The 24,495-nt window shown below is 30.2% G+C and carries 24 protein-coding genes; 11 read left to right on the top strand and 13 right to left on the bottom strand.

The genetic code is table 11. The features are described 5' to 3' along the window. The first annotated feature begins 5 nt into the window (after positions 1 to 5). The 7 genes from ABXT55_RS01515 to ABXT55_RS01485 all read left to right on the top strand — a co-directional run bounded on the left by ABXT55_RS01515 (position 6) and on the right by ABXT55_RS01485 (position 6,287). Positions 6 to 407: a hypothetical protein gene (locus ABXT55_RS01515; protein ID WP_271482723.1), complete on the top strand. Its 402-nt coding sequence runs from the start codon at positions 6 to 8 to the stop codon at positions 405 to 407. Between the two features lie 129 nt (positions 408 to 536). Further along, a complete protein-coding gene (locus ABXT55_RS01510) occupies positions 537 to 1,937 on the top strand; it encodes an ammonium transporter (protein ID WP_415277902.1) in 1,401 nt (466 codons plus the stop codon). An 11-nt stretch (positions 1,938 to 1,948) separates the two neighbouring features. Next, on the top strand, positions 1,949 to 2,173 hold the full coding sequence (locus ABXT55_RS01505) for a hypothetical protein (RefSeq protein ID WP_415284998.1): 225 nt from the start codon (positions 1,949 to 1,951) through the stop codon (positions 2,171 to 2,173). Positions 2,174 to 2,233: 60 nt separating this feature from the next. Continuing rightward, the gene (locus ABXT55_RS01500) at positions 2,234 to 2,386 is read left to right on the top strand and encodes a hypothetical protein (protein ID WP_415284997.1); all 153 of its coding nucleotides are present in this window, start codon (positions 2,234 to 2,236) and stop codon (positions 2,384 to 2,386) included. Further along, entirely contained in the window at positions 2,386 to 3,711 is a 1,326-nt protein-coding gene (glnT, locus tag ABXT55_RS01495) for a type III glutamate--ammonia ligase (protein WP_415284996.1), read from the top strand. The genes ABXT55_RS01500 and glnT overlap by 1 nt, the downstream gene beginning before the upstream one ends. Positions 3,712 to 3,716: 5 nt before the next feature. Further along, positions 3,717 to 4,859, top strand: a complete 1,143-nt coding sequence (locus ABXT55_RS01490; protein WP_415284995.1) for a diaminopropionate ammonia-lyase — start codon at positions 3,717 to 3,719, stop codon at positions 4,857 to 4,859. A 6-nt stretch (positions 4,860 to 4,865) separates the two neighbouring features. Beyond that, positions 4,866 to 6,287, top strand: a complete 1,422-nt coding sequence (locus ABXT55_RS01485) for a cryptochrome/photolyase family protein (protein WP_415284994.1) — start codon at positions 4,866 to 4,868, stop codon at positions 6,285 to 6,287. On the opposite strand, the gene ABXT55_RS01480 is transcribed toward ABXT55_RS01485, so the two are convergent. The 8 genes from ABXT55_RS01480 to ABXT55_RS01445 are packed head-to-tail and all read right to left on the bottom strand — an operon-like array spanning position 6,284 to position 13,742. Next, complete coding sequence (locus ABXT55_RS01480; protein ID WP_415284993.1) at positions 6,284 to 6,703, bottom strand: secondary thiamine-phosphate synthase enzyme YjbQ; 420 nt, start codon at positions 6,701 to 6,703, stop codon at positions 6,284 to 6,286. The two genes, ABXT55_RS01485 and ABXT55_RS01480, sit on opposite strands and share 4 nt — an antisense overlap. Continuing rightward, a complete protein-coding gene (gene zapE / locus ABXT55_RS01475; protein WP_415284992.1) occupies positions 6,700 to 7,758 on the bottom strand; it encodes a cell division protein ZapE in 1,059 nt (352 codons plus the stop codon). Before zapE ends, ABXT55_RS01480 begins: the two co-directional genes overlap by 4 nt. Beyond that, positions 7,755 to 8,183, bottom strand: a complete 429-nt coding sequence (locus ABXT55_RS01470; protein ID WP_415284991.1) for a hypothetical protein — start codon at positions 8,181 to 8,183, stop codon at positions 7,755 to 7,757. The genes zapE and ABXT55_RS01470 overlap by 4 nt, the downstream gene beginning before the upstream one ends. A 3-nt stretch (positions 8,184 to 8,186) precedes the next feature. Beyond that, positions 8,187 to 9,488, bottom strand: coding sequence for a PQQ-binding-like beta-propeller repeat protein (locus ABXT55_RS01465; RefSeq protein ID WP_415284990.1), 1,302 nt, complete (start codon positions 9,486 to 9,488; stop codon positions 8,187 to 8,189). Next, on the bottom strand, positions 9,481 to 10,125 hold the full coding sequence (locus tag ABXT55_RS01460; protein ID WP_415284989.1) for a hypothetical protein: 645 nt from the start codon (positions 10,123 to 10,125) through the stop codon (positions 9,481 to 9,483). Before ABXT55_RS01460 ends, ABXT55_RS01465 begins: the two co-directional genes overlap by 8 nt. Positions 10,126 to 10,127: 2 nt before the next feature. Then, positions 10,128 to 12,797 carry an aconitate hydratase AcnA gene (gene acnA, locus ABXT55_RS01455; protein WP_415284988.1) on the bottom strand — a complete coding sequence of 890 codons (2,670 nt, stop codon included), beginning with the start codon at positions 12,795 to 12,797 and terminating at the stop codon, positions 10,128 to 10,130. A 6-nt stretch (positions 12,798 to 12,803) separates the two neighbouring features. Beyond that, a complete protein-coding gene (locus ABXT55_RS01450) occupies positions 12,804 to 13,394 on the bottom strand; it encodes a LysE family translocator (RefSeq protein WP_415284987.1) in 591 nt (196 codons plus the stop codon). A gap of 6 nt (positions 13,395 to 13,400) precedes the next feature. Further along, entirely contained in the window at positions 13,401 to 13,742 is a 342-nt protein-coding gene (locus ABXT55_RS01445; RefSeq protein ID WP_415284986.1) for a tRNA-binding protein, read from the bottom strand. Between the two features lie 27 nt (positions 13,743 to 13,769). Between ABXT55_RS01445 and argE the strand changes: the two genes are divergently transcribed. Next, positions 13,770 to 14,960: an acetylornithine deacetylase gene (gene argE / locus ABXT55_RS01440; RefSeq protein ID WP_415284985.1), complete on the top strand. Its 1,191-nt coding sequence runs from the start codon at positions 13,770 to 13,772 to the stop codon at positions 14,958 to 14,960. Here argE and ABXT55_RS01435 read toward each other — a convergent pair. After that, positions 14,957 to 16,393, bottom strand: coding sequence for an aldehyde dehydrogenase family protein (locus ABXT55_RS01435; RefSeq protein ID WP_415284984.1), 1,437 nt, complete (start codon positions 16,391 to 16,393; stop codon positions 14,957 to 14,959). The two genes, argE and ABXT55_RS01435, sit on opposite strands and share 4 nt — an antisense overlap. A 20-nt stretch (positions 16,394 to 16,413) precedes the next feature. Continuing rightward, complete coding sequence (gene speB / locus ABXT55_RS01430) at positions 16,414 to 17,373, bottom strand: agmatinase (RefSeq protein WP_415284983.1); 960 nt, start codon at positions 17,371 to 17,373, stop codon at positions 16,414 to 16,416. Between the two features lie 57 nt (positions 17,374 to 17,430). Here speB and ABXT55_RS01425 point away from each other — a divergent pair, with 57 nt between their 5' ends. From ABXT55_RS01425 to ABXT55_RS01415, 3 genes are all read left to right on the top strand, one after another. Continuing rightward, a complete protein-coding gene (locus ABXT55_RS01425) occupies positions 17,431 to 18,168 on the top strand; it encodes a putative zinc-binding metallopeptidase (RefSeq protein ID WP_415284982.1) in 738 nt (245 codons plus the stop codon). Continuing rightward, positions 18,168 to 18,812, top strand: a complete 645-nt coding sequence (locus ABXT55_RS01420; RefSeq protein WP_415284981.1) for a peptidylprolyl isomerase — start codon at positions 18,168 to 18,170, stop codon at positions 18,810 to 18,812. Before ABXT55_RS01425 ends, ABXT55_RS01420 begins: the two co-directional genes overlap by 1 nt. Positions 18,813 to 18,893: 81 nt before the next feature. Then, on the top strand, positions 18,894 to 20,102 hold the full coding sequence (locus ABXT55_RS01415) for a primosomal protein (protein WP_415284980.1): 1,209 nt from the start codon (positions 18,894 to 18,896) through the stop codon (positions 20,100 to 20,102). Here the strand turns inward: ABXT55_RS01415 and ABXT55_RS01410 are convergent. Genes ABXT55_RS01410 through ABXT55_RS01400 form a run of 3 tightly spaced genes read right to left on the bottom strand, consistent with a single transcriptional unit; the run spans position 20,099 to position 24,483 of the window. Further along, positions 20,099 to 22,321 carry a 3-hydroxyacyl-CoA dehydrogenase NAD-binding domain-containing protein gene (locus ABXT55_RS01410; RefSeq protein ID WP_415284979.1) on the bottom strand — a complete coding sequence of 741 codons (2,223 nt, stop codon included), beginning with the start codon at positions 22,319 to 22,321 and terminating at the stop codon, positions 20,099 to 20,101. The two genes, ABXT55_RS01415 and ABXT55_RS01410, sit on opposite strands and share 4 nt — an antisense overlap. Positions 22,322 to 22,377: 56 nt before the next feature. Beyond that, positions 22,378 to 23,232: an ABC transporter permease gene (locus ABXT55_RS01405; RefSeq protein ID WP_415284978.1), complete on the bottom strand. Its 855-nt coding sequence runs from the start codon at positions 23,230 to 23,232 to the stop codon at positions 22,378 to 22,380. Positions 23,233 to 23,235: 3 nt separating this feature from the next. Continuing rightward, on the bottom strand, positions 23,236 to 24,483 hold the full coding sequence (locus ABXT55_RS01400; protein WP_415284977.1) for an ABC transporter permease: 1,248 nt from the start codon (positions 24,481 to 24,483) through the stop codon (positions 23,236 to 23,238). Positions 24,484 to 24,495: the final 12 nt, after the last annotated feature.

Below are 24,495 nucleotides of genomic sequence, written 5' to 3'. Positions count from 1 at the left end.
TAAATATGGTTAAGAAAAAAACAAAAACAAAAGTAAAAAAAGAAAATCTAGGTGGAAAATCTAAAGAGACTGCTAGAGAAAAAATGATTGGGCAACATATCGGTTATAGATATGACGTTAACCTATTACCTGATTATAAGAAGATGACTCCATTCTTAAAAAAATATGTAGAAGCTATGGGATGGGATGATCTTAACTGGTTAGAAGATATTCATATGGGTTATGAAGAGGACAGACCTGCTGTATTTTGCAGAAATGCAAATGGTTGGGTTACAATTCCAAAATCAATCAAATTACCTAATAACCAACAAGACAGGGATATGATTGCAAGAGAGCTTTTAGTTAAGTTTCAAATGTCTAAAAAGCACCCTCTTGTTGATTTGAAAAAAGCTTACCTTAAGTTTTAGTCCATCAATCAAAGGTTGATTATTTTTTTAAATATAACGTCATTGCTTATCTATTTAAGCACTGTATAGTTTGTCACACCTATTAAAATCTCGTAAGCTTTCCTAAATTAACAAGGAGAGAGAGAGATTATGGATGATCAATTAGGCGCTCTTACAGTTATATTTACAGAATTTTACTACTGGGTAACAGTAGTATTAATGTTCCTGATTCACGTCGGGTTTTGTATGTATGAAGTTGGAGCCTCGCGTTATAAACATCACCAACACACTTTAATGAAAAATACCATGGTAATACCATTAGTAACGGTAACCTGGTTTTTCTTTGGTTGGTGGATTTACTGGGCATTCCCAACAGGACCGGGGATAGCTCCATCAATAATGAATGAGAGTTCAGCATTAATTACTGACGAAAGTACTTTTAGTGCGAAATGGTATGTAGCAAATACTGAATTTATGGCTGTCAACTTAGGTGACCGTATAAGTGGAGTATTCTGGGCTGCATTCTTACTATTTTCATGGACAGCTGCTTCAATTGTTTCTGGAGCAATCATTGAAAGAATTACAACTTTTGCATTTGGTATTTTAGCAATTGCAATTGGTTCGTGCTTCTGGGTAATTGATGCTGCTTGGGGATGGCACTTTGATGGATGGATGCTTAAAATTTTAGGATATCATGACGCTTACGCATCAGGAGTAATTCACGCAATTGCGGGTGGTTTTGCTCTAGGTGTTCTAATCGTTTTAGGACCTAGAATTGGAAAGTTCTCATCAAGTGGTGAACCAAGAAATATAGGACCAAGAAACCCATGGCTAGTCACAGTTGGATTATTTTTAATCTATACTGGTTTCTGGGGATTTTATGCGGCATGTAATATACCGATATTTGATCTTGGACCTGAGTATGGAATGGAAGGTGTAACGTACTGGACAGCAACAAATATATATGTAACCCCAACCACACTGAGCGGAATAACCTATAACTTTCTGATGTCATTATCAGGTGGATTATTGGCTGGATACGTGGTCGCTAAAGGTGATCCATTCTGGACTTACTCAAGTGGACTAGCTGGGATCATCTGTGCATCTGCAGGTAATGATTTGTATCACCCGATACAAGCAATGCTTATTGGTGCGATCGGTGTTGTTATAGCATACAAAATGCATTACTGGGTTGAACGTAAGTTCAAAATTGATGATGCAGTTGGTGCAGTAGCAGTACATGGTTATGCAGGTGTTGTTGGTCTTATAATTTGTGGATTTGTTTTAAATGGTTACCCAGCATCTGGATATAATGTTGGAGCTATGTGGGACGGATCAACTTATGCATCAATCAATCCACTGGGGCAATTTCTTGGAGCAATTATAATGTTCGGAGTTCTTGGAATGCTACCAGGCTACGTTATTGCTAGAATACTAAGCGCTTTTGGTAAATTAAGGATACCACGTGAAGTTGAAATAGCAGGACTAGACTATGAAATAATGGAGGACGATAGAGAAGCTGAAAAAGCGGTCGCCTCTTCAACTAGGTAAAGGAGAAAAATATGGCTACAGTTACAAACTGGATAGATCATTTAAGTGCAAAAGAGGTTGTCGGAGCAGTTTATCCGGGAGCTGGATCCACTGAAACTTTACTAGTTATTCTTGGTGTAGTTTTTTGGATTGGCTGGCATGTTTTGACTGCTAGATCTGAGAGTGAAAAACTCTCAAGATTGGCTAGAAAAAGACATGGTGCTAATGATCATAAAAGAAATATTACCGACTGGTAATATAAAATAAACTTTGGGCACTACATAATTGTGGTGCCCTTTTTTATATAGAAATTCAATATGACTGAAAATAATAACGAGGATCAAAGACCAAGCAAAATGATTGGTGTAGTTTTTCCAAAAGCAAAGTATGGGGTTATTACAGCTATAATAATTATTATTGGTGGAAATTTAATCTATTACAAGGAAGCTATTTTTTCTTTTTTAAGATAATGGCAAAAAATTTATCTAAAATTGCTAAAGTAAAAAAGATTAAATACTTCTTAATTAGCTTTGTAGATTTATTTGGTATCTTGAGATCAAAATTAGTCCCAACTGAAGCAATTAGAGAAATGCAAAAAAATGGTGCTGGCTTTGCTGGCTTTGCAACATGGTTGGATATGTCACCTGCTGATACAGATATGTTTGCTATTCCAGATCCAGATAGTTTAATTCAATTACCTTGGAATAAAGAAGTTGGTTGGCTTGCATCAGATTTATGGATGGGTGGGAAACCTGTAAAAGCATCCCCAAGGGTTATGCTTAAAGAGCAAATAGCTAAATTGAATAAAAAAGAATTACAAATGAAATCTGGGGTAGAGTGTGAATATTTTTTGATTTCTCAAGATGGTTCAAGTGTTGCAGATCTACGAGATACTCAATCAAAACCTTGTTATGATCAATCAGCATTAATGCGAAGGTATGATTTAATTAAAGAAATTTGTAATGCCATGATTCAAATGGGATGGCATCCATATCAAAATGACCATGAGGATGCTAATGGACAGTTTGAAATGAATTGGGATTATGATGATTGTTTAATTACAGCAGATAGACATGTCTTCTTTAAATATATGGTAAAATCTTTAGCAGAAAAACATGGGCTTAGAGCAACATTTATGCCAAAACCTTTTAGTAATTTAACTGGGAATGGTTGTCATGCTCATGTTTCTCTTTGGAATAATGACAAGAATAAATTTTTAGATACCGGTGATAAACTTGGTATAAGTAAACTTGCTTATAATTTCTTAGGAGGTGTAATGAATTTAGCCCAACCACTTTCTGCATTTTTTAACCCAACAATTAATAGCTATAGGAGAATAAATGCACCACCAACAAAATCTGGTGCAACATGGTCACCAAGTAGTATTTCTTATACAGGAAATAACAGAACACATATGATTAGAGTGCCAGATGCAGGTCGATTTGAGTTAAGATTAATGGACGGTTCATCTAACCCCTACTTACTTCAAGCTGGTATTATTGCTGCAGGACTTCACGGTTTAAATAATAAGATTAACCCTGGTGAAGCATTAACTTGTAATATGTACACTGATTACAAAAATTACCCAAATTTAAAAAAATTACCTAATGAAATTGAGGATGCTTTAAATTTTCTTCAAAATAGCAAAGAACTTAAGGAAGCATTTGGAGATGATGTTATAACAAGTTACATAAAATTAAAAAATATAGAAATTAAAGATTTTAACAAAGAAGAAAAATTTGATAAGAAAAGCTCAGTAACTCACTGGGAAAAAAATAGTACTCTTGATTGTTAATAAAAATGAAATCAATTCTTCAGAAAGACCTTTGGTCCATTACATCTTTTTTAGAAAATAAAGAGTATAATTTTAATAAAGAAAATATACTCACTCAATTACCAGAAAAATTTATAGATGAAGCTATAGAGGCCATATCTAGCTGGGATAATTACGCTCCTACTCCACTGATTAAATTAAATAAATTAAACAATGAATTAAAATTCCAAAATATTTACTACAAGGATGAAGATAAAAGATTTGAACTTAAATCATTTAAAGCATTAGGTGGAGCCTTTGCTGTTTACAAGATTGCAAGTGAAAAAAAGAACATAACAGTTTCGACAGCTACAGCAGGAAATCATGGAAGATCAGTTGCATGGGGTGCACAAAGACTAGGTTTAAAATGTAAAATATTTATAAGTGAATTTGTTAGCGAGTCTAGAGCTGAAGCCATGCGTAATCTGGATGCTGAGGTTATTAGAGTTAAAGGGAATTATGACAATTCATTAAAGGAATGCATTAAACAATCTAATACAAATAATTGGGAAATCGTACAAGATGTGTCTTGGGAAGGTTACAAAGAAGTACCAAAATTGATTATGGCTGGGTACACAATAATGGTTAAAGAAATTTTAGATGAAATAAACTCAAATTCAATAACACACGTATTTCTTCAAGCAGGTGTTGGGGGAATGGCAGCGGCAATGATTGCTGGCTTTGCAAAATTATCTAAAAATATCCCAAAGTTTATTACTGTTGAACCAGAAAATGCAGCCTGTGTATTTCAAAGTATTAAGAATAATAAACCTACAACTGTTGATATAAAAAAAGAAACAATAATGGGTGGAATGTCTTGTGGAGATGTTTCAAGTATTGCCTGGGAAATTTTAAAAAATTCTACTAACTACTGCTTAACCGTACCAGATGAAGCAATCTCAACTACTGTTGCACTGCTAGCAGAAAAACATTTATCTGATGAAAAAATAATAGCTGGTGAATGTGCTGTGCCAGGTATAATTGCGTTAATAGGCTCATTTAACAATAAAGAATACTTAGATAAGTTAGAGCTAAATAAACAATCAAGTGTACTTTTATTTGGTTGTGAGGGTTTAACTGATAATGCAATGTACCAAAAGCTACTAAACGATGGATTGCAAAAAATCTAAGTAAATATGACAAAAAAAGCTGTTGTTTGGATAAGAGAAGATTTTAGAATTGAAGATAATGAAGCTCTAGCTATTGCATCTCAAAATCATGAGTTTGTAAGTGCTCTTTATATTTATAACCCAAAAAATTTTGATAAAAAAAGAGAGGCTCAAAAATGGTGGATCTCTAAAGCTTTAGAAAATTTTAACCTAGATCTAAAAAAATTAAATATCACATTGGAAGTTCAATTAGGTGATGAACTAGAGGTATTATCAAATTTAAAGAAGAAAGATGATGTTACTGTTTATTGGAGTAAAGTATATGAACCAGATGTAATTAATAAAGGTAAAAAAATAAGAGATCAATTCATTAAAAATGAAATTCAATATAAATATTTTAAAGGAAATATTCTTGTAGAGTTTCAGGAAATGACTAAAGATGATGGCACACCTTATAAAGTATTCACTCCTTTTTGGAAAAAAACTGAGCAACTTTATATCTCAAAAGTACCTTCTAAATCTATAAAAGTTAAATCAAAAATAAAAAAAATAAATATATTTAAAAAATCAATTCCAATAAAAGAAATTTTACCTAAGAAAAATTGGCATAAAAAGTTTGAGAAATACTGGATACCGTCTGAACAAGAAGCTAAAAAATATTTACAAGAATTAATAAAAAATAGAATTGAGGGCTACGGTGAAGCACGAGATATTCCAGGTGTTAATGGAACCTCAAAGTTATCTCCTTTCTTAAAATTTGGCCAAATACATGTAGAAACAATTTGGAAGAAATGCCAAGAGATTAAAATTAAAAAAATGGGATATAGAAAGTATATTAATGAGTTAGGATGGAGAGAGTTTTCTCATAGTCTAATTAATTACTTTCCCCAAATGCTAAAAGGCAATCTTAGGAAAGATTTTGATAATTTTCCTTGGGTTAAAAATGATAAATTTCTTAAAGCTTGGAAAAAAGGTATGACAGGATATCCCATTGTTGACGCTGGGATGAGGGAACTGTACGAAACAGGATGGATGCACAATAGGGTACGAATGATTGTTGCTTCATTTCTTGTAAAACATTTAAGAATTCATTGGAACGAAGGTGAAAAACATTTTAAAAATTGTTTGGTTGATTATAATGAAGCTAGTAACGTTGCCCAATGGCAATGGGTTGCAGGCTGTGGTGCTGATGCAGCTCCTTATTTTAGAATATTTAACCCTATTCTTCAGGGTGAAAAATTTGACAAAGATGGAATTTATACAAAGAAATGGGTTCCAGAACTTAAAAACATGCCTAATAAATTTTTATATAAGCCATGGGAACTAGAAAGCAAATACCAAGAACAGATTAAAGTTATTGTAGGTGCAGATTATCCAAAACCAATTGTAGACCACGTTGAAGCAAGAAATGCTGCATTAGAAGCTTTTAAAACAATTAAGAAAAGCTAATCACCTAAGTAATGAAGAACAATCAATCTGTTCTGTTTCTCAATTCTATGCTCAAAAAGATATAACCCCTGCCAAGTTCCAAGTAACAACTCATTATTTTTAACACTCAAAGAAATTTGATTATTAGTTAACGAAGACTTAATGTGTGCGGGCATGTCATCTTTTCCTTCAGCTGTATGGATATAAAGGGAATTATCCATTGGCACGAGCATATTAAAAAAATTTATTAAGTCAGTTTGAACATCTGGGTCTGCATTCTCTTGTATTATTAATGAAGCACTAGTGTGTTGAATGCTTATATTGATAATTCCATTATTAAACTCATTATCATTAACCCATTGATTTGTTTGGTTGGTAAATTCATAAAGACTTTGACCATTTGTATCTAATTCTAAATTAAAAAATTCTTGTCTCATAGCTTGTTATATTTGATAGATGTTAATTCATATAATCTACTAATAGTTCTTTTAAATATTTTTTTTAAATCCTCCGAGGAACTTAATAAATCTAATTGTAATTGAGATGATATCATTAAAGGTATATTTTTTTCATAAAGAATATCAATTAGTGTAATAAATCTTTGTTGTTGATTAGAATTATCAATATTAAAAATGGGAATATTTTCTATGACGATAAAGTTACACACTTCAGCTATTTTTATATAATCCTCTGCTCCAATGTTTTTAGAACATAGTTCTTTAAAATCGAAACGTGCTATTCCATTAAAATAATTCTTAATAATAAACTTTCTACTTTTAATAGTTAAGGTCATTTCTTTGTTAGGAAGATTTTTTGTTATTTTTCTAAAAAACTTATTAAGTTTAAAATTTATTGTTTCATTTAATGGAAAAAAATATCTTTCATTTTTATTTTTTGACGATTTTCTATAGTCTTCTTCAATGATTAACTTTGCTTGAAAGCATCTTTCTTTCATTATTTTAATAAAGGGAAGAAATTGATCACGTTGTAACCCATCTTTATAAAGATCATTTAATTTTGCATTTGATGTAAATAAAACTTTTATATTCTCATCAAATATTTTTTTGAATAGGTTGCCTAAAATCATAGCATCTACAATGTTAGTGACCTGAAACTCATCAAAATAAATTAATCTAGCTTTACTTTTTAATTTTTTAACAAATTTATCTATAATATTTTCTTGGTTATTTTCTTTATTTTTAAAAACAAAATCATGAAAACTAATCATAAACTCATTAAAGTGAAATCTTTGTTTAGCTTTATCAAAATTATTATAAAAAAAATTCAATATCATAGTTTTACCCACACCTACATCACCCTGTAAATAAAATCCTGTTTTAGAATTCTGTTTAGTAAATATTTTTTTTAAAAGTGATTTATTGAAGTTCTGATTGTAAAATAAATTCAGTTCTTTTATTAGATCTTGTTGATTAGGATTAATTTCTAAATTATTTTTTTTACAATAATTTAGAAATAATTTATTTAAATTCATTTTTTTGTTTTAAAATCTATGCCATACTCTGACCTAGGCCCTTTTCTTAATCCAAAGGGTCCAGATATAAACAGTGTAAGAGGTTTTGTTCCTGGTTTAAGATCAACTCTATGCAAATTGTTTGCTGACCTAAATCCAATATATCCAGCTGGTCGCCACAATCTTCCAGAACTTGATGTTTCCCAATAACCTCCCCTTAATATGATAGTTATATATGGAAATATATGGTTATGAACCCCTTCCCCATGATCATCAGCTAACATTTCATGCAATAAAACATTAAATGGAAACCATTTTGGTCTATGTCTTAATAAGACATAATATCTATTCATCCAAGGTTTAGCTTCATTAAACTTGGGGTGGGAAGGTCCTCGATCTAAAACAACTTTTTTTCTTCCTAGTTTATCCAATAGTTTTAGGATCATTATTTAATTAAGTCTAATAATAGAATTATCAGTAATAATAAACATATCTTGATTTAATATTGATGGTCTAGAAATTTTATTTTTATCTATTTTTAATATTGATTGATTTTTACCACTTATGGTATCAATCTCTAAAAGCCTACCATGCGAAGTCGTCAAATAAATGCTGTTCTTACCCACTATAAATCCTGTAGGATGAATTTTTTTTCTCAATTTTTTTTTAAATTTTCCAAAAACATCACTAATCCGAATTATATTACCAGTTTTTTTTTCTACTACAAATAGATATCCATTTTCTGATATAGTAAATAAGAGGTCACCCACTATTGTAGGTCTTAATGATGAGTTTATTTTTTGCTGCCAATTAATATAACCAGATTCCATATTTAATGAAAAAAAATTATTTTTATTATTTGAAAAGAATAATGCATTATCATTACCAATAAGTTCTGAAGTTTTAAGAAAAAAACTTTCATCATAAACTATGCTTTTTTCTGTAGGAATTTGCCATAATAATTGACCTGTATTGATGTCCACTGAGGTAATTAAACCTAAAGAATTATTAAAAAAAATTTTATCCTCTTTTATTACAATAGATAATTTTTTTTGTGATCTTACGAGTGATTTTTTTGTGACAACACTCCATTCTTCTTCACCACTTTCTATTGAGTAAGATCTTAAAGTATTTTCAAAATCTATTACGTAAAATTTATCTTTATAGATTTTTATTTGCGAATTAAATGGAGCATTATTTCTTTTAGACCACAAAAGTTCACCAGTATTTATGTCTAGCGCATATAGTTTTGAAATATTATCAGCTACAATTAAAAAATTATTATTATTTGCAAAAAATAAAATTGGATTTATTTTTTTTTCTGGTTTTAAATAATAATTTTTTTTCCACAACAAATTTGATTTATTATCAAAATTCAATATTGACCCTTTATTATCAAAAAAAATTATATTATTTTCATGAAATATTATTTTTGGTTCATATTGATCAAAGTTCTTAATTTTAGAAAATTTATATTTTTGTTTATTTTCAAGAACACCTTTGTAATTTATTCTTCCATTATTATTGCTAAGGTTGTTTATGAAACTATTGTTGATAGAATTTTCTTTAAGATTAATTTTTAAGTTAGCGTTAAGCTCTAAATTAATAATTTTTTCGTTTTTTGATATTTTTTTATCAATAGTATTTTGTTCGATTATTATTTTTTCTTTATTCCAGAACTTTGAATTTTTATGAAATGAACAACTGGTAATAAAAACTAATAAAAATAATAAATTTAAAATTCTATTCACCTAGATCTCTGTTTACTCTTTTTTGTGATGCTAGCTTAATATCATTATTTGCTTTAGGTAGCGTTAAAATCTGATTAAAGAATTCTTTTGCCTTTTCTTTTTCTCCATTTGCGTAAAAGTATTCAGCAACAAGGTATAAAGAATGTGATTTCCATATGCTTTGTGAGTTAATAATAGGGTTTAAAATTTGTAATAATTCATTTTCCGACACAAAATTAGAGTTAAAAAGTGCTTTTTTATAGATATTTAGGTTTTTAATTTCTTCTTCTAAATTAGTTTTATTTATTAGCTCACCAAATAAAGTATTAATTTCTTCTGGGTTTTTGATTAAATCATTGTCTATTAAAAAATATAAAGCTAAGGGTGAATAAGTAACATCATGTGCTTTAACAATATTTATCATATCATCGACCGTTTTTTGCGTGTTATCATTTTTAAATTTTATTTTAGCTAGGTTGTATTTATTAGCCAAGTTAACTTGGTTTTTTTCTTGAATTAAATTAAATGAAATAAAAACCATTAATAAAATTATTATTGTTGAAATGATTATAATTAAGTTTTTTTTATTTTTAATAAAAAAATTTTTTACTTTTTCGTTTCTTGTGTTTGTGTCAATTATTGAAATCTCTTCATCCATAACTAGATCATGTTCCTTAAAACATATTGAAGAATTCCACCATTTTTGTAATATTCTAATTCGTTCTTCGTATCAATTCTACAAAGAGTTTTAATTTTTTTAATATCTCCTGAGGCATATTTTATTTCAACTTGCACATGATCTGATGCATTTATACCCTCTTCTATTTGAAGAACCGTTATTAACTCTGATCCAATTAAATTCAAATTAAGTCTATTGTTTCCTTCAGTAAATTGTAGCGGTAAAACACCCATTCCAATTAAATTAGATCTATGAATTCTTTCAAAGCTTTCTGCTATTACAACTTTCACACCTAATAACTTTGTTCCTTTGGCAGCCCAATCTCTTGACGATCCTGTTCCATATTCTTTTCCACCTATAACAGCAAGGTCTGTTCCTCTTTTTTTATATTCCTCTACGGCATTATAAACTGGCATCACTTTTTCTTCTGGATATAGTTTTGTAAACCCACCCTCTGTTCCAGGTGCCATTTCATTTCTTATTCTAATATTTGCGAAAGTTCCTCTCATCATTACTTCATGATTGCCTCTTCTTGATCCATAAGAGTTATAATCCGTCGGAAGTATTTGATGTTCCATAAAATACTCACCCGTTGGGCTTTCTTTTTGAATATTTCCTGCTGGAGAAATATGATCAGTCGTAACCATGTCTCCTAAAATCAAAAGTGGTCTTGCATTTTTAATAGGTTTAAACCCCTCAGGCAAATCGGACAAATTTTCAAAGAATGGAGGTTTCTTTACATAAGTTGAACCAGAATCCCAATTGTAAATACTTGTATTTTCAGTTTTAATTTCTTGCCACTGCTTAGGGCCCTCTGAAACATTTGAATACCTTTTAACAAACATTTCTGCATTTAGAGATTCTCTTAATGTATCTTCAATTTCTTTATTTGATGGCCAAATATCCTTTAAAAAAATATCATTACCTTCTTTACTTTTTCCTAAAGGTTCCTTGTATAAATCAAATTCCATATGACCAGCAAGTGCATAAGCTACAACTAATGGAGGGGAAGCTAAATAATTAGCTTTTATATGTGGAGATATTCTTCCTTCAAAATTTCTATTTCCTGATAAAACTGACACGGCATAAATGTTTTCTTTGTCTATGGCTTTAACAATTTCTTCCGGTAAAGGCCCTGAGTTTCCTATACAAGTTGTGCAACCATATCCAACCAGATTAAAACCCAGTTTATCTAGAAATATATTTAGTCCTGCTTTTGCTAAATAATCAGTAACCACTTGTGATCCTGGTGCTAATGATGTTTTCACCCATGGTTTAGTTTGTAAACCAAGTTCAACTGCTTTTTTTGCTAATAACCCAGCTCCAATTAATACATTTGGATTAGATGTATTTGTGCATGATGTTATAGCTGCAATTAATATTGAACCATCTTTAATTTCATAATCTGTTCCGGATACTTTTGAAACATGTTGTTTTTTTCTATTAGTTGCATCCTCAAAAACTTTTTTAAATCCAGTAGATGCATCCGTTAATAAAACTTTGTCCTGAGGTCTCTTTGGTCCTGAAATTGTCGGAACAACTGTAGACATGTCTAATGATACGGTGTCTGTGAATTCAACTTGATCATTAGCCCACAAACCTTGCTCTTTTGCATACTTCTCAACTATATTTACTGTACTTTCATCTCTTCCTGAAAATCTTAAATATTTTAATGTCTCCTCATCAATTGGGAAAAAGCCACACGTTGCTCCATATTCTGGTGCCATATTTGCAATTGTTGCTCTATCAGCAAGAGTTAAATTCTTTAAACCTTCTCCATAAAATTCAACAAATTTTCCAACAACCCCTTTATCTCTTAACATTTTTACGACTGTTAAAACTAAATCTGTTGCAGTCGTACCTTCTGGCATTTTATTTTTAACTTCAAATCCAATTACTTCAGGAATTAACATGGAAATTGGTTGTCCTAACATTCCAGCTTCAGCTTCTATTCCACCTACACCCCATCCAAGAACAGACAAACCATTAACCATGGTAGTATGACTATCAGTGCCAACTAACGTGTCAGGAAATAAATAGTCCTCATCTTGAAATTTTTCAGACCAAACTACTTTTGATAAATATTCTAAATTAACCTGGTGACAAATCCCAGTTCCAGGAGGAACAATTCTAAAGTTATTAAATGCTTGTTGTCCCCATTTTAAGAAGGAGTATCTCTCACCGTTTCTTTTAAATTCAATATCAACATTTTTTTCAAATGAGTCTTTATTTGCAGATTTATCTACTTGAACTGAATGATCAATTACTAGATCAACTGCAGAAAGTGGATTGATTGTGTTTGGATCTTTGTTTTTTTCTTTAACAGCTTCTCTCATAGCCGCAAGATCAGCAACTGCTGGAATTCCTGTGTAATCCTGTAACAAAACTCTAGCTGGCCTATAAGCTATTTCAGTTAACGATTTTTTTGTCTTTAACCATTCCTTAATTGCTTCTATTTGGCTTTTAGTAACTGATAGATCGTCTTCATATCTTAATAAATTTTCTAATAAAACTTTAAGGGATTTTGGAAGTTTTGAAATTCCATCTAAACCATTTTTTTCCGCTTCTGATAAAGAATAATATTTATATTCAGTATCATTTATACTGATAGATTTTAAAGAGTTATATGAATTTTTGTTTCCTGGTTTCATTTAGTTTTAGATGTAGAACCCTATTATACAAACGACAAGTAGCAATGACATAGCATAATTAAATCGTTTAATAAAATTATTATTTGTGGCAAATTTCCTTAAAAACTTACCTAAAAATGTCCATGAAGTGATACTTAAAAACGCTGTTACACTACAAACTACAATTACCCAAATAGAGTGATTCAAATAGTTTTCCCCTTGTTCTACAAAATTTGAACTCAGTGTAACTCCAGCCATTACTCCTTTTGGATTTATAAACTGAAAGATAAATTTATCTAAAAACTTTACTGGATTTTCTGCTCTTCCATCTGAAGGAATTTTTGAAAATGAAATTTTATAAGCTAGATAAATTAAAAAAATTGTTCCAAGAACTCTGATGATTTCCTGAATGATTGGATAATTTTTGAAAGTTGATATTAAAACAAAATTAATCAATATAATTAAAGTTGTGTAACCAAAACCAACTCCTAAGATTAATGGTAAAGTTTTTTTAATACCAAAATTAAAACCTGAATAAGCTGCAACAGCATTATTTGGTCCTGGTGTAAATCCCAACGATAAAGAAATTCCTATTAATAATAATAATTCTGGATGCATAAAAAATTAAGCTATTGGAAGACCGTTTTCAGATTCTTGGGATGGATTAAGTAATATAACTTTTCCCTCTCTATCAATTGAACCTAAAATAAGAACTTGTGAAACTATTCCTGCAATATTTTTTTCAGGAAAATTACAAATACCCACAACTTGTTTTCCCTTTAAATTTTCCTCATTATAGTAATGGGTAATTTGCGCTGAAGACTGTTTAATTCCAATTTCTATGCCAAAATCTACTTCAATAACTAAAGAAGGTTTGCGTGCTTTTTCATTTTTTTTTACAGAGATTACAGTTCCAACTCTAATATCTATTTTATCAAAGTCATCATAGGTTATTTGTTCTTTCATATATTTAATATATAATAGATGTTATTTATGAGTACAGAAAATATTTCAGATCAATTGTTTAATAATTCAGTTAAAATTTTAACTGATCTAATTAGCTTCAAAACAATATCTGGAGAAGATAATAGCTCTTTGATTAACTATTGTGATGAAATTCTAAAAAAACTTGGTGCAACATCATTTAAAACTTATGATGATGAAAAAAAAAGAGTTAATCTTTTTGCAACATTGAAAGCTAAACAACCAAGTGGGAAAAAACCAATAATTTTATCTGGCCATACAGATGTTGTCCCTGTTTCAAAAGGATGGAGTACAGATCCATTTGTTGCAACGATAAAAAATGACAAACTCTTTGGAAGGGGCGCTTGTGATATGAAAGGTTTTATTGCTTGCACTTTAGCTTTTGCACCAATTTATGCAAAAGCAAACTTGGATAGAGACATTCATTTTTCATATACTTTTGATGAAGAAACGGCATGCCAGGGTGCACCTATACTAATAGAGGAATTAAAAAAAAGAGCTATTAAAGATGGTATTTGTATTATTGGTGAACCAACTAATATGAAAATTATTGATGCTCATAAGGGGTGTTATGAATACACAACTTATTTTAAAGGTTTAGCGGGACATAGTTCGGCACCGCACAAAGGCGTAAGTGCTGTTGAATATGCATCAAGATATGTAAATAAATTAATTGAGCTTAGAGATAAGCTTAAAAGTAGAGCGCCAAAAGATTCTATTTTTGACCCACTACACTCTACTCTTTCTATTGGCGGTGTGTTTGGTGGTATTGCTCATAATGTAATAGCAGACAAATGTCATGTTAATTGGGAAACACGACCAGTTGTTAAAGAAGATGGAGTATTTTTAAATCAAGAAATCGACAAGTATGCAAATGAGGTGTTACTACCTGAAATGAAAAAAGTTTTTCCTAATGCCTCAATCGAAAAAGATATTATTGGTGAAATAGTTGGGTTTGATAGAGAAGATAAGTCAGATGCTTGTGAATTAATTTCCAGTTTAACAGGTGATAATTCTAGACAAGTTGTTTCATTTGGAACAGAGGCTGGATTATTTCAAGAAATTGGAATTAGTACAGTGGTTTGTGGTCCAGGATCAATTGAACAAGCTCATAAAATAGATGAATTTATAGTTTTAGATGAACTTAAAAAATGTTTAGATTTGTTAGGTGGAATTAAAAATAATTCTATTCCTAGTTAATCGTTCCAACCACTTACTACTTTAACTTCTAAATATTCTTCTAGACCTAATTTTCCAGCTTCACGGCCAATACCTGAGTGTTTGTATCCACCAAAAGGAGCGTCTGGAGCTAAGCCTGCACCATTAATATCAACCATTCCTGATCTTAGTTTTCTAGCAACTCTATTAGCTTTTTCTTGATCTTGAGTTTGAATAAAATTTAACAATCCATAAGGAGTATCATTTGCAATTTCAATTGCTTCTTCCTCTGTTTCAAAGGGTATAATTGATAAAACAGGTCCAAATATTTCTGTTCTTGCAATTTGCATTTGATTATTAACATCAGCAAAAGCAGTAGGTTTAACAAAATATCCTTTATCAAGTCCATCGGGTTTACCAGTTCCACCAGCAACTAATTTAGCACCTTCATCAATACCAACTTGAATTAAAGCTTGGATTTTATCAAACTGAGTTTTTGAAACTACCGGACCAATATGATCTCCTTCTTTTGTTGCAATATCAACTTTCATTGAATTGGCAAAATTTTTTACTCTTTCAACAGTTTCATCATAAATAGATTTTTCAACTAACATTCTTGTTGGTGCATTACAAGATTGCCCTGAATTTCTAAAACATCTTAGAGCACCTCTTTCAACAGCTTCTGCATCCGCATCTTTAAATATAATATTCGCTCCTTTTCCACCAAGTTCGAGACTAACTCTCTTAAAATCATTTGCTGCATTTTGAGAAATTAAAGCTCCTGCTCTAGTAGATCCTGTAAATGAAACCATATTTACATCAGGATGACTTGTTAATGCATTTCCAGTAACTGCGCCATCTCCATTGACTAAATTGAATACACCTTTTGGTAATTTAATTTCATCAATCATCTCTGCTAAAATCATCGAAGATAATGGAGCTATTTCAGATGGCTTAAGTACCATTGTACATCCTGCAGCGATTGCTGGAATTACTTTTAAACAAGTTTGGTTCATCGGCCAATTCCATGGAGTAATTAACGCACAAACTCCTTTTGGTTCATGTAAAATATTATTATTAAGAGCATGTTCTCCTAACTTTGCTTCAAACGTGTATTCTTTTAAAACTTTTATATAAGATTTTATATGGCTAGCTCCAGTTCCTGCTTGTAATTGTGTCGAAAAGTCAATTGGTGCTCCCATTTCAAGAGTTATAGCCTTAGCCATATCAGCCCATCTCTTTTTATAAAGAACATATAAAGCTTCTAAATATTTCAATCTTTCTTCTTTTTTTGAAAATGCCCATGTTTCAAAAGCTTTAGTTGCTGCGCTTACTGCATCATTTACATCTTCTACTCCACCTAAAGATATAACAGCACACTCTTCCTCTGTTGAGGGATCTGTTACTTTAAAGTCGTTTGATTTTTTTGGGGAAACCCATTCACCATTGATATAAAATTTTTTCTTATCTAACATTTTGAGAAACTATCCTTTCTTTATGATTTTGCAAATAAATTTGTTAGTTCGTAAACAATGGTTGCTGCAGCTAACGAAGTAACTTCAGCATGATCATATGCTGGAGAAACTTCAACCACATCAGCAGAAACAAGATTTAAACCAGACAGTCCTCTTAAAACATTAACCATTTCTCTTGTAGTCATACCAGCAATTTCAGGTGTGCCTGTACCTGGGGCAAAAGCTGGATCTAAAACATCTATATCAATAGACAAATAAAGTGGATTGTTACCAACTCTTTTTTTAATTCTTTCAGCAATTTTATCTGTGCCTTGTGTTTGAAACTCATCACAGTGAATAATTTTAAAACCAAATTCTTCATCATTTTTAATATCATCTCTACTATAAAGAGGGCCTCTAATTCCAACATGCATTGAAGCATCATCTAGAAATAAACCTTCTTCTCTTGCTCTTCTAAAGGGAGTTCCATGTGTATAAGGAGCACCAAAATACGTATCCCAAGTGTCTAAATGTGCATCAAAATGTACTAAGGCAACAGGTCCATTACATTTTTTATTGATTGCTCTTAATAAAGGTACTGCAATTGTATGATCACCACCTAGGCTAATTATACCACCAACTTTATTCAATAAATCTGTTGCTCCAGCTTCAATCTGTTTTATCGACTCATCAATACTAAATGGATTACAAGTGATATCACCAGCATCAGCAACTTGTTGTACTTTAAAAGGTTCAACATCATAACTTGGATGATAATTGGTTCTTAAATGTCTTGAAGCTTGTCTAATACTCATTGGACCAAATCTAGCTCCTGGTCTGTAACTAGTGCCAGCATCAAATGGAATTCCAAGAATTGCTACATCACAACTTTCAACATCTCTTAGTTCTGGCAACCTTGCAAATGTAGATGGGCCTGCAAATCTTGGAACTTTAGTTCCACTAACTGGCTGAATTGGGTTTTTATTTCTTTCTTTTTTCATTTATAAATAAAATGTACCATATTCTTTGATAATGGAATATCTTCTATCTTTATAATTATGCACTTAATAAGAGCTATTTTACTACTAATTATTTTTATTACCCCACTAAAAGCTAATACTATTTATAATCTTATCAAAATACCCAACTTGGAAATTTATGAAATAAATACTAAAAATAAGCTTAAATATTTTTATGCTGCAAGACCCTTTAGACTGGGAACTCAAAAAAATATTGTTTGTTCAAATCCAAATAAGAAAAATTTAGATGCAAAATATAAAATTATTCATAAAAATCTTAATAGATATTCTTATGATTATCTAAAAAAAATTAATCTCAAATATATTGTTATGTGCAAAAATTTATCCATCTCAGAACTATATACAGCTGGTATTCCAGATAATGTAATGAAAACATTAATTCTAGATATTAAGTTTAATGAAGATTACTTTGAAAGAGTAATCCATCATGAATTATTTCATATAATGCATCTTCAACATAAAAACATTTTTAACGAAGAAGAGTGGATTAAATTTAATAATTCTAAATTTAAGTATGCTGAATGTTCTACGTGCACAAAAAATATAGGGTTAGAACAATACAAAGAAACGAAAGGTTTTTTTACAGAATACTCTAAGTCAACAGCCTCAGAGGATATGGCAGAAGTTTACTCACATATGATCTTTTTAAAGGAAAAAGAAATTAACCAAATTCGTAAATCAGATCCTATTTTAGATAGTAAAATTTCATATATTGAAAATAGAATAAAAGAATTAGATAGTTCATTTACTTTTTAATGATAAAAAAAATTAAAGCCTCTAAATCTGAAAAATTTATTTTTGTTTTTTTAATTTTATTAGTTATCACAACTTTCTGCACATATTTTATAGTTAAAAATAAATGTTTATTTATCAAAGATATTAATCCAAGAGATATTACCTTTAAGAAGCCAAATAATATTGCAATTTTAAATGCACCATGTGGAAATGTAATTATAGAACTTTATCCGAATATCTCACCTAATGCCGTCAAAAGATTTATAACTTTAATTAGATCGAATGCTTATGAAAATAACGCTTTTCATAGGGTAATTGAAAATAAACTTGTTCAGGCAGGTGACTTGGAATTTGGGAAAAAAGGAAATTTAGATTATGGAAAAATTGGCACTGGCAAATCAGGTTTAGGTGCAATTAAATCAGAAATCGACAATAACTTTAATTATACCAAAGGAAGTGTTGGATTAGCTCGAACATTTAAGAACGACACTGAAGATAGTCAATTTTTCATAATCTTACGGGATGAACCCTTATTTGAAGGAGAGTATACGCCTGTCGGCAGAGTTCTTTATGGGTTAGAAGTCCTAAAAAAAATAAAATATGAAAGACGATCAGAGTATATATTGAGACCAGATTTTATTAATTCCTTTAAAATGCTTAATTAATAAGGGATAAAATCTCAAGTTGAACCCATTATAGCCACTCTAATACTATTATTATTAACCAAAAGTTGATGAGATAGGCTTGTGAAAAATGTCCTTAAAAGCACAATTGGTAAAAAAATTAATTTGAGCAGAAAAAAGTTAATTGAACAACCCTTAAAAATTTTAAAAAAAATTAATATAGAAAAATTAAAAAAATTCACATCATCATCTCTAATAGAAAAATACAATAAATTCAAAGAAAGAGCTAAACAAAAAGAACTACATAGAATCAAATTATTAAAAGAAGAAAAAATTAAAGAATTAAAAAAAGAAAAGTTAGAACAAGAAAAACAAAAAAATGAAGAAATAAGGTTAATCAAGCAAAATGAATTGAATCTAATAAAGGAAGAAAAACAAAGAATAGATAATCAAGAAAAACTAAAGATAAAAATTATAAAACAACAAGAACAAATTGAAAGAAAAAAAATTAAACTTGAAGCTCAAAGAATTAAAGCTGAAGAGCAAAAACTAAGGGATGAAGAAGAAGAAAAAGCAAGACAAGATGATTTAAGATTAAAAGAAGAGAAACTAAGATTAGATTTTTTGGAAAAGCAAAGAATAAGACAAGAACAACAAAAAGCTAAAATCGAAAATGATAAATTAATGACTCTTGAGAGACAGAATGCCCGTGAAGCTAAACAGAAAATAAAAGATGAGGAAGAAAGATTAAAGAATATTGAGATTGATAGACAAAAAAAAGACGAACAAAGATTAAACGAAGAAGAACATAAATTAAATTATCAAAAGCAAAAACTTGAAGAAATAGAACAAAATATAAAAAATATTGAAGTTGAAAGATTAAGAGAAAAAGAAATAAAAATATTAAAAGAAGCTGATGAGTTAAGAGAAAAAGAAAAACAACTTAGACTAAAAGAACAATTGGAAATAGAAGAACTCAAGGAATTGAAATTAAATGACTTCAATCAAAGAAAAATTCAAGAAGAATTACAATTAAAGGAAGAAGAAATAAGATTAGAAAATTTAAAAGAACAAAAAATGATTCAAGCCAGAATTCTTGAAGAGAAAAGAGTTAAAGATGAAGAAGAGAGAATAAAAGAGTGGGAAAGGAAATTTGATAAGGAGCAAATAGCAAAAGAAGAAGAATTGATTAAGAAATTTAATGAACAATTAATTAGAGAAAAAGAAGAAAGTGAAAAGATAATAGAATTTAAAAAAGAAGAAATAATAGAAGAAAAAAAAGAAGTAATATTGGAAAATGAAGTAAAGAAAAAAGAAGACGAAAGATATTAGTTAATTAAAGGTTTTCCTGTTTTAAGTGTGTGTTTAATTCGATCTTGAGTTTCTTTTGTTTCGATTAGTCTCATGAAGGCATCTAATTCTAATTTAAATAAATCATCTTCCAATAAAGTTTTATCAATAGTTGTGTCTCCCCCACTCAAGACATGCGCTAATTCCTTTGCAACTGTAACACCATGCTCACGTATTACTTTTTCATTGTAAAGCTTTTCTAGAATTTTATTCATTTCTACTAAAACTTTTTTTCCTGGTAATTTAAATTTCGTCTCTGATGGGACTTTAAATTCTTTATTGTCATCTAAGATTTTTTTTGAAACCTCAAGCAAACTATTTCTGTTCATTATTTTTTTATCTTCAGGTTTTAAATATTTTAATGGTTCTGCCTCAACTGGTGAAGTAGCTGTTTTACCATACCCAATAATATCAAAGACTTTAAGGGGTGCGTAATGAGGATTTTTTTTAGCCTCATCTGTATCAAGCCATCTTGCTAGCATTTCCTTACATCCCCCTCCAGCTGGTATCAATCCAACTATTGTTTCCACTAATCCAATTACAATATTTGTATGTGAAGCTACAAAATTACTTTGAACCATAACCTCAAATCCTCCACCAAGTGTTAATCCTGATGGTGCAGAAACAACCGGATAATTTGAATATTTAAGGTGTTTACAGGTTTCTTGAAAATATCTAATAAATTTTTCTATAGATTTAAAATCATTCTTATTTGCAAAATCCATCGTATAACTCAAGTTTACTCCAGCAGAAAATTGCATACTTTCATTTATTATAATCAACGGTTTATCTGTAGCTTTTTTTAAAGCATCCATTGAGTCATAATCTAGAGCATTAGCTTTAGTGGTAAACTCAACAATATTATAATCATTAAATCTATATATCTGAGCAGAGCTATTTCCATCAACACTTAATGCTTTCTTTTTTGCTTTTCCAAATGTTTCAATGTCAGTATATTTTTGTCTAGATCCATAAAAATCTTGATTTCTACTTTGAAATAGATTTTCTAAAAAAGCATTTCCTTTAAAGTCATCCATCTTATCAAAAAAAGTATCAACTCCAATCTCTTCTAACATTTCAAATGGACCTTTAGTCCAATTAAAACCTAACCTCATTGCTTCATCAATATCATTAAAATCTTTTGTAATTGATGGAACTAAAGAAGAAGCATATTTAATAATCTTAGAAATAACAGACCAAGCATACTGACCATACTTATTGTCTCTTGAGATTAATTTTTTAAGATCTACATTATCTGATTTAATATTAATCTTTTTACTTGCTGAATATTCTCCAGTTTCAAGATTAATAGCTTCCATAACTTTAACTTCACCCGTTTTATTAACCCTGTAAAAACCTCCCCTGCCTTTTCTACCTGTATACCCAGTTTCAATTAACGTTTTTACTAAAGGAATTTCTTTTGCAACTATTTGAAAAGGATCATTTTCTGATAATTCTTTAATAAAACTTTTTAAAACATCCGCCATTAAATCAATACCAATTAAATCATAAAGACCAAACACACCTGTTTTTGGTATACCCATTGGTCTACCAAAAATAGCATCTGCTTCTTCTATACTGAGTTTCATTTTAAAAGCCTCAGTCATTGCAACTTGCATTGCAAAAACTCCTATTCTGTTTCCTAAAAAACCTGGAGTATCATTACAAACAATTGCACCTTTTCCAAGTTCTGTTTCACAAAAATCTTTTAAAGCACTTATTTTATCTAAATCATTATTTTCATTTTTAACTATCTCTAATAACCCCATGTATCTAACTGGATTAAAAAAGTGAGTAATGCAAAAATCTTTTTTTTCTTCTTCTGATAAATGTTCAGATAAGACTTTAATGGGGATAGAGGATGTGTTTGAAGAAACTATTGCACCTTTTTTTCTTTCCTTAAATATTTTTTCATAAATATCATGTTTGATATCTATTCTTTCAACAACAGCTTCTACTACCCAGTCAGCTTCTTTTACTTCATCAAAATTATCTAAAATATTTCCTACTTTTATGTTATTTATTTTTGACTTATCTAATAAAAGTGGAGGTCTTGATTTGTGAATTTTATCTCGTGCTTGCTCACTTATTTCAGTTTTTAAATCTAATAAAGTTACTGGAATATTTGCATTACATAAATGTGCAGCAATACCGCTACCCATAGTACCTGACCCAATAACTACTACTTTTTTAATTTCCATAAGATTTAAAAATTGAAGAACTATTTATAATAAAAAAAATGAACTTAGTAAATAAATTACCTATTAATTCCTCTTAGTCTTTCAGACCTTCTTCTTAAAAGTTCTGCACTAACTAGAATTAATGTAGACATTATAATCAAACAAGTTGCCACAGCCATTATTGTTGGACTTAACTGCTCTCTTAAACCAACCCACATTTGAATTGGAATAGTAGTGTTTTCTAGTCCTGCTAAGAATAATACAACTACAACTTCATCAAATGAAGTTACAAAGGCAAATAGTGCACCAGAAATAACACCTGGTAAAATTAATGGTAATGTTATTTTCATAAAAGTATTTACTGGATTACTTCCCAAACTTGCAGCAGCTCTTGTAACACTATGATCAAAGCCTGTTAATGTTGCTGTTACTGTAATAACTACAAATGGTGTACCTAAAATAATGTGTGCTAAAATTATTCCCGTATGTGTTGCAGCCAATCCTACTTTTGCCATGAAGAAAAAAATTGCTGTTCCTGAAATAATTAGCGGCACAATCATTGGCGATATCAATAAAGCCATGAAAGCTGCTTTGTAAGGCATATGTCTACTACTTAAACCTAATGCTGCAACCGTTCCAAGAATTGTTGAGCCAATTGTTGCAAAGAAAGCAATAATAATACTATTTTTTGCAGCAAGTCCCCATGGGTTTTTAGTTCCATAAATCATGTCCTCATACCATCTTAACGAAAATGCATCTGGATCAAGTGCTAACATTCCTGCAGAAAAATGAATGTATTGTTCAGCATTAAATGAAAGTGGTAAGATTATAAATAATGGTGCAATTAAAAAGAAAAATACTAATCCACAAATAGTTAAATATGTGTAGTGCCAAATTCTATAATTCCATGCTGTATAAGTTGGTAATGACATAATTTATCCTAGTTTAATATTATCTATTCCTACTAATTTATTATAAATCCAATAGATTGTTAAAACACCAACTAACAGCATTGTACCTAATGCAGCTGCAAATGACCAATCTAAAGAACTTTTCATATGATAAGCAATCGTATTACTAATTAAAGATCCACTTGCTCCTCCAACTAATGCAGGAGTTATATAATAACCTATTGCTAAAATAAAAACTAACAAGGATCCAGCACCAATTCCTGGAACTGTTAATGGAAAATATATTTTTCTAAATGCTACAAATGGTGTTCCACCTAAAGATTTTCCAGCTCTCATTAAGCTTGGAGATATTGTTTTCATTACGCTGTAAAGGGGTAAAACCATAAATGGCAATAAGATTTGAGTCATTGCAACAAAAGTTCCAATTACATTGTACATTAGTTCTGGCCTAGCGTCGTTCGCTGCAAGTCCAAGAAATACAATTAAATCATTAATTGGGCCTTGTTGTTGAAGCAAAACCATCCAACTTGAGGTTCTAACTAATAGTGATGTCCAAAAAGGAAGAAGTACACATATCATTAGTAAATTACTATATTTCATAGGTAATGTAGCTAATAAGTATGAAATTGGATAAGCAAGAATGAAACAGAATATGGTTACCCAAAAAGCAACTTTGAGAGTTCTTAACCATAAAATTTTGTGAATTCTTCTATCTTCATCTTGTTGAATTATTTTTCCATCTTGATTAAACTTTAAATCCACACCTTTTAGATATTTAGCATAAGTCCAATTTGGTGCAGCATTCTTTAAAGCAACCAAATATTCAGGTTGGCCCCACCTCTTATGAGTTGCTATAAATTGTGATTTGTAATCACCTTCTTCAAATTTTCCAAGTTTTCTAACTGTTTTTTTAATTAAGCTACTAAATCCACCTTTTTCATAATTCAGTCTTGCTATAATCTTACCGTAAGTTTTAGTCTTTTTTAAATATGCTAAATCTTTATAAAGTGCTGCATAAACTGGTTCGTCAGGTAAATCTTTACCATCCCATTTTTCAATCGCTGTAAAGGTATTTGGTAACATTTTAGTAATCATTCGATCATCGACACTTCTAAATAACATGTCACCTATTGGAAATACGTATGTGATTACAAGAAATAAAAATAATGGCGCTACAAGCATTACTGCTCTTAATTTATTTTTTCTCTCAGCCTTCTTTAAACTTACCTCTAAAGGCAAACCGTCTGATGATAATATTTGTTCTGTACTCATATTTTAAAATTC

Source organism: Candidatus Pelagibacter sp. Uisw_130 (genome assembly GCF_047722505.1).
Taxonomy (GTDB): Bacteria; Pseudomonadota; Alphaproteobacteria; order Pelagibacterales; family Pelagibacteraceae; genus Pelagibacter.
Note: the sequence above shows the minus strand (reverse complement) of the source record. Positions and strands in the feature narration are given on the sequence as shown.

Bases quoted from the DNA above. Each gene is read 5' to 3' on its own strand.
- ABXT55_RS01515 (WP_271482723.1), top strand. From the start codon at position 6: ATGGTTAAGAAAAAAACAAAAACAAAAGTAAAAAAAGAAAATCTAGGT.
- ABXT55_RS01510 (WP_415277902.1), top strand. From the start codon at position 537: ATGGATGATCAATTAGGCGCTCTTACAGTTATATTTACAGAATTTTAC.
- ABXT55_RS01505 (WP_415284998.1), top strand. From the start codon at position 1,949: ATGGCTACAGTTACAAACTGGATAGATCATTTAAGTGCAAAAGAGGTT.
- ABXT55_RS01500 (WP_415284997.1), top strand. From the start codon at position 2,234: ATGACTGAAAATAATAACGAGGATCAAAGACCAAGCAAAATGATTGGT.
- glnT (WP_415284996.1), top strand. From the start codon at position 2,386: ATGGCAAAAAATTTATCTAAAATTGCTAAAGTAAAAAAGATTAAATAC.
- ABXT55_RS01490 (WP_415284995.1), top strand. From the start codon at position 3,717: ATGAAATCAATTCTTCAGAAAGACCTTTGGTCCATTACATCTTTTTTA.
- ABXT55_RS01485 (WP_415284994.1), top strand. From the start codon at position 4,866: ATGACAAAAAAAGCTGTTGTTTGGATAAGAGAAGATTTTAGAATTGAA.
- ABXT55_RS01480 (WP_415284993.1), bottom strand. From the start codon at position 6,703: ATGAGACAAGAATTTTTTAATTTAGAATTAGATACAAATGGTCAAAGT.
- zapE (WP_415284992.1), bottom strand. From the start codon at position 7,758: ATGAATTTAAATAAATTATTTCTAAATTATTGTAAAAAAAATAATTTA.
- ABXT55_RS01470 (WP_415284991.1), bottom strand. From the start codon at position 8,183: ATGATCCTAAAACTATTGGATAAACTAGGAAGAAAAAAAGTTGTTTTA.
- ABXT55_RS01460 (WP_415284989.1), bottom strand. From the start codon at position 10,125: ATGGATGAAGAGATTTCAATAATTGACACAAACACAAGAAACGAAAAA.
- acnA (WP_415284988.1), bottom strand. From the start codon at position 12,797: ATGAAACCAGGAAACAAAAATTCATATAACTCTTTAAAATCTATCAGT.
- ABXT55_RS01450 (WP_415284987.1), bottom strand. From the start codon at position 13,394: ATGCATCCAGAATTATTATTATTAATAGGAATTTCTTTATCGTTGGGA.
- ABXT55_RS01445 (WP_415284986.1), bottom strand. From the start codon at position 13,742: ATGAAAGAACAAATAACCTATGATGACTTTGATAAAATAGATATTAGA.
- argE (WP_415284985.1), top strand. From the start codon at position 13,770: ATGAGTACAGAAAATATTTCAGATCAATTGTTTAATAATTCAGTTAAA.
- ABXT55_RS01435 (WP_415284984.1), bottom strand. From the start codon at position 16,393: ATGTTAGATAAGAAAAAATTTTATATCAATGGTGAATGGGTTTCCCCA.
- speB (WP_415284983.1), bottom strand. From the start codon at position 17,373: ATGAAAAAAGAAAGAAATAAAAACCCAATTCAGCCAGTTAGTGGAACT.
- ABXT55_RS01425 (WP_415284982.1), top strand. From the start codon at position 17,431: ATGCACTTAATAAGAGCTATTTTACTACTAATTATTTTTATTACCCCA.
- ABXT55_RS01420 (WP_415284981.1), top strand. From the start codon at position 18,168: ATGATAAAAAAAATTAAAGCCTCTAAATCTGAAAAATTTATTTTTGTT.
- ABXT55_RS01410 (WP_415284979.1), bottom strand. From the start codon at position 22,321: ATGGAAATTAAAAAAGTAGTAGTTATTGGGTCAGGTACTATGGGTAGC.
- ABXT55_RS01405 (WP_415284978.1), bottom strand. From the start codon at position 23,232: ATGTCATTACCAACTTATACAGCATGGAATTATAGAATTTGGCACTAC.
- ABXT55_RS01400 (WP_415284977.1), bottom strand. From the start codon at position 24,483: ATGAGTACAGAACAAATATTATCATCAGACGGTTTGCCTTTAGAGGTA.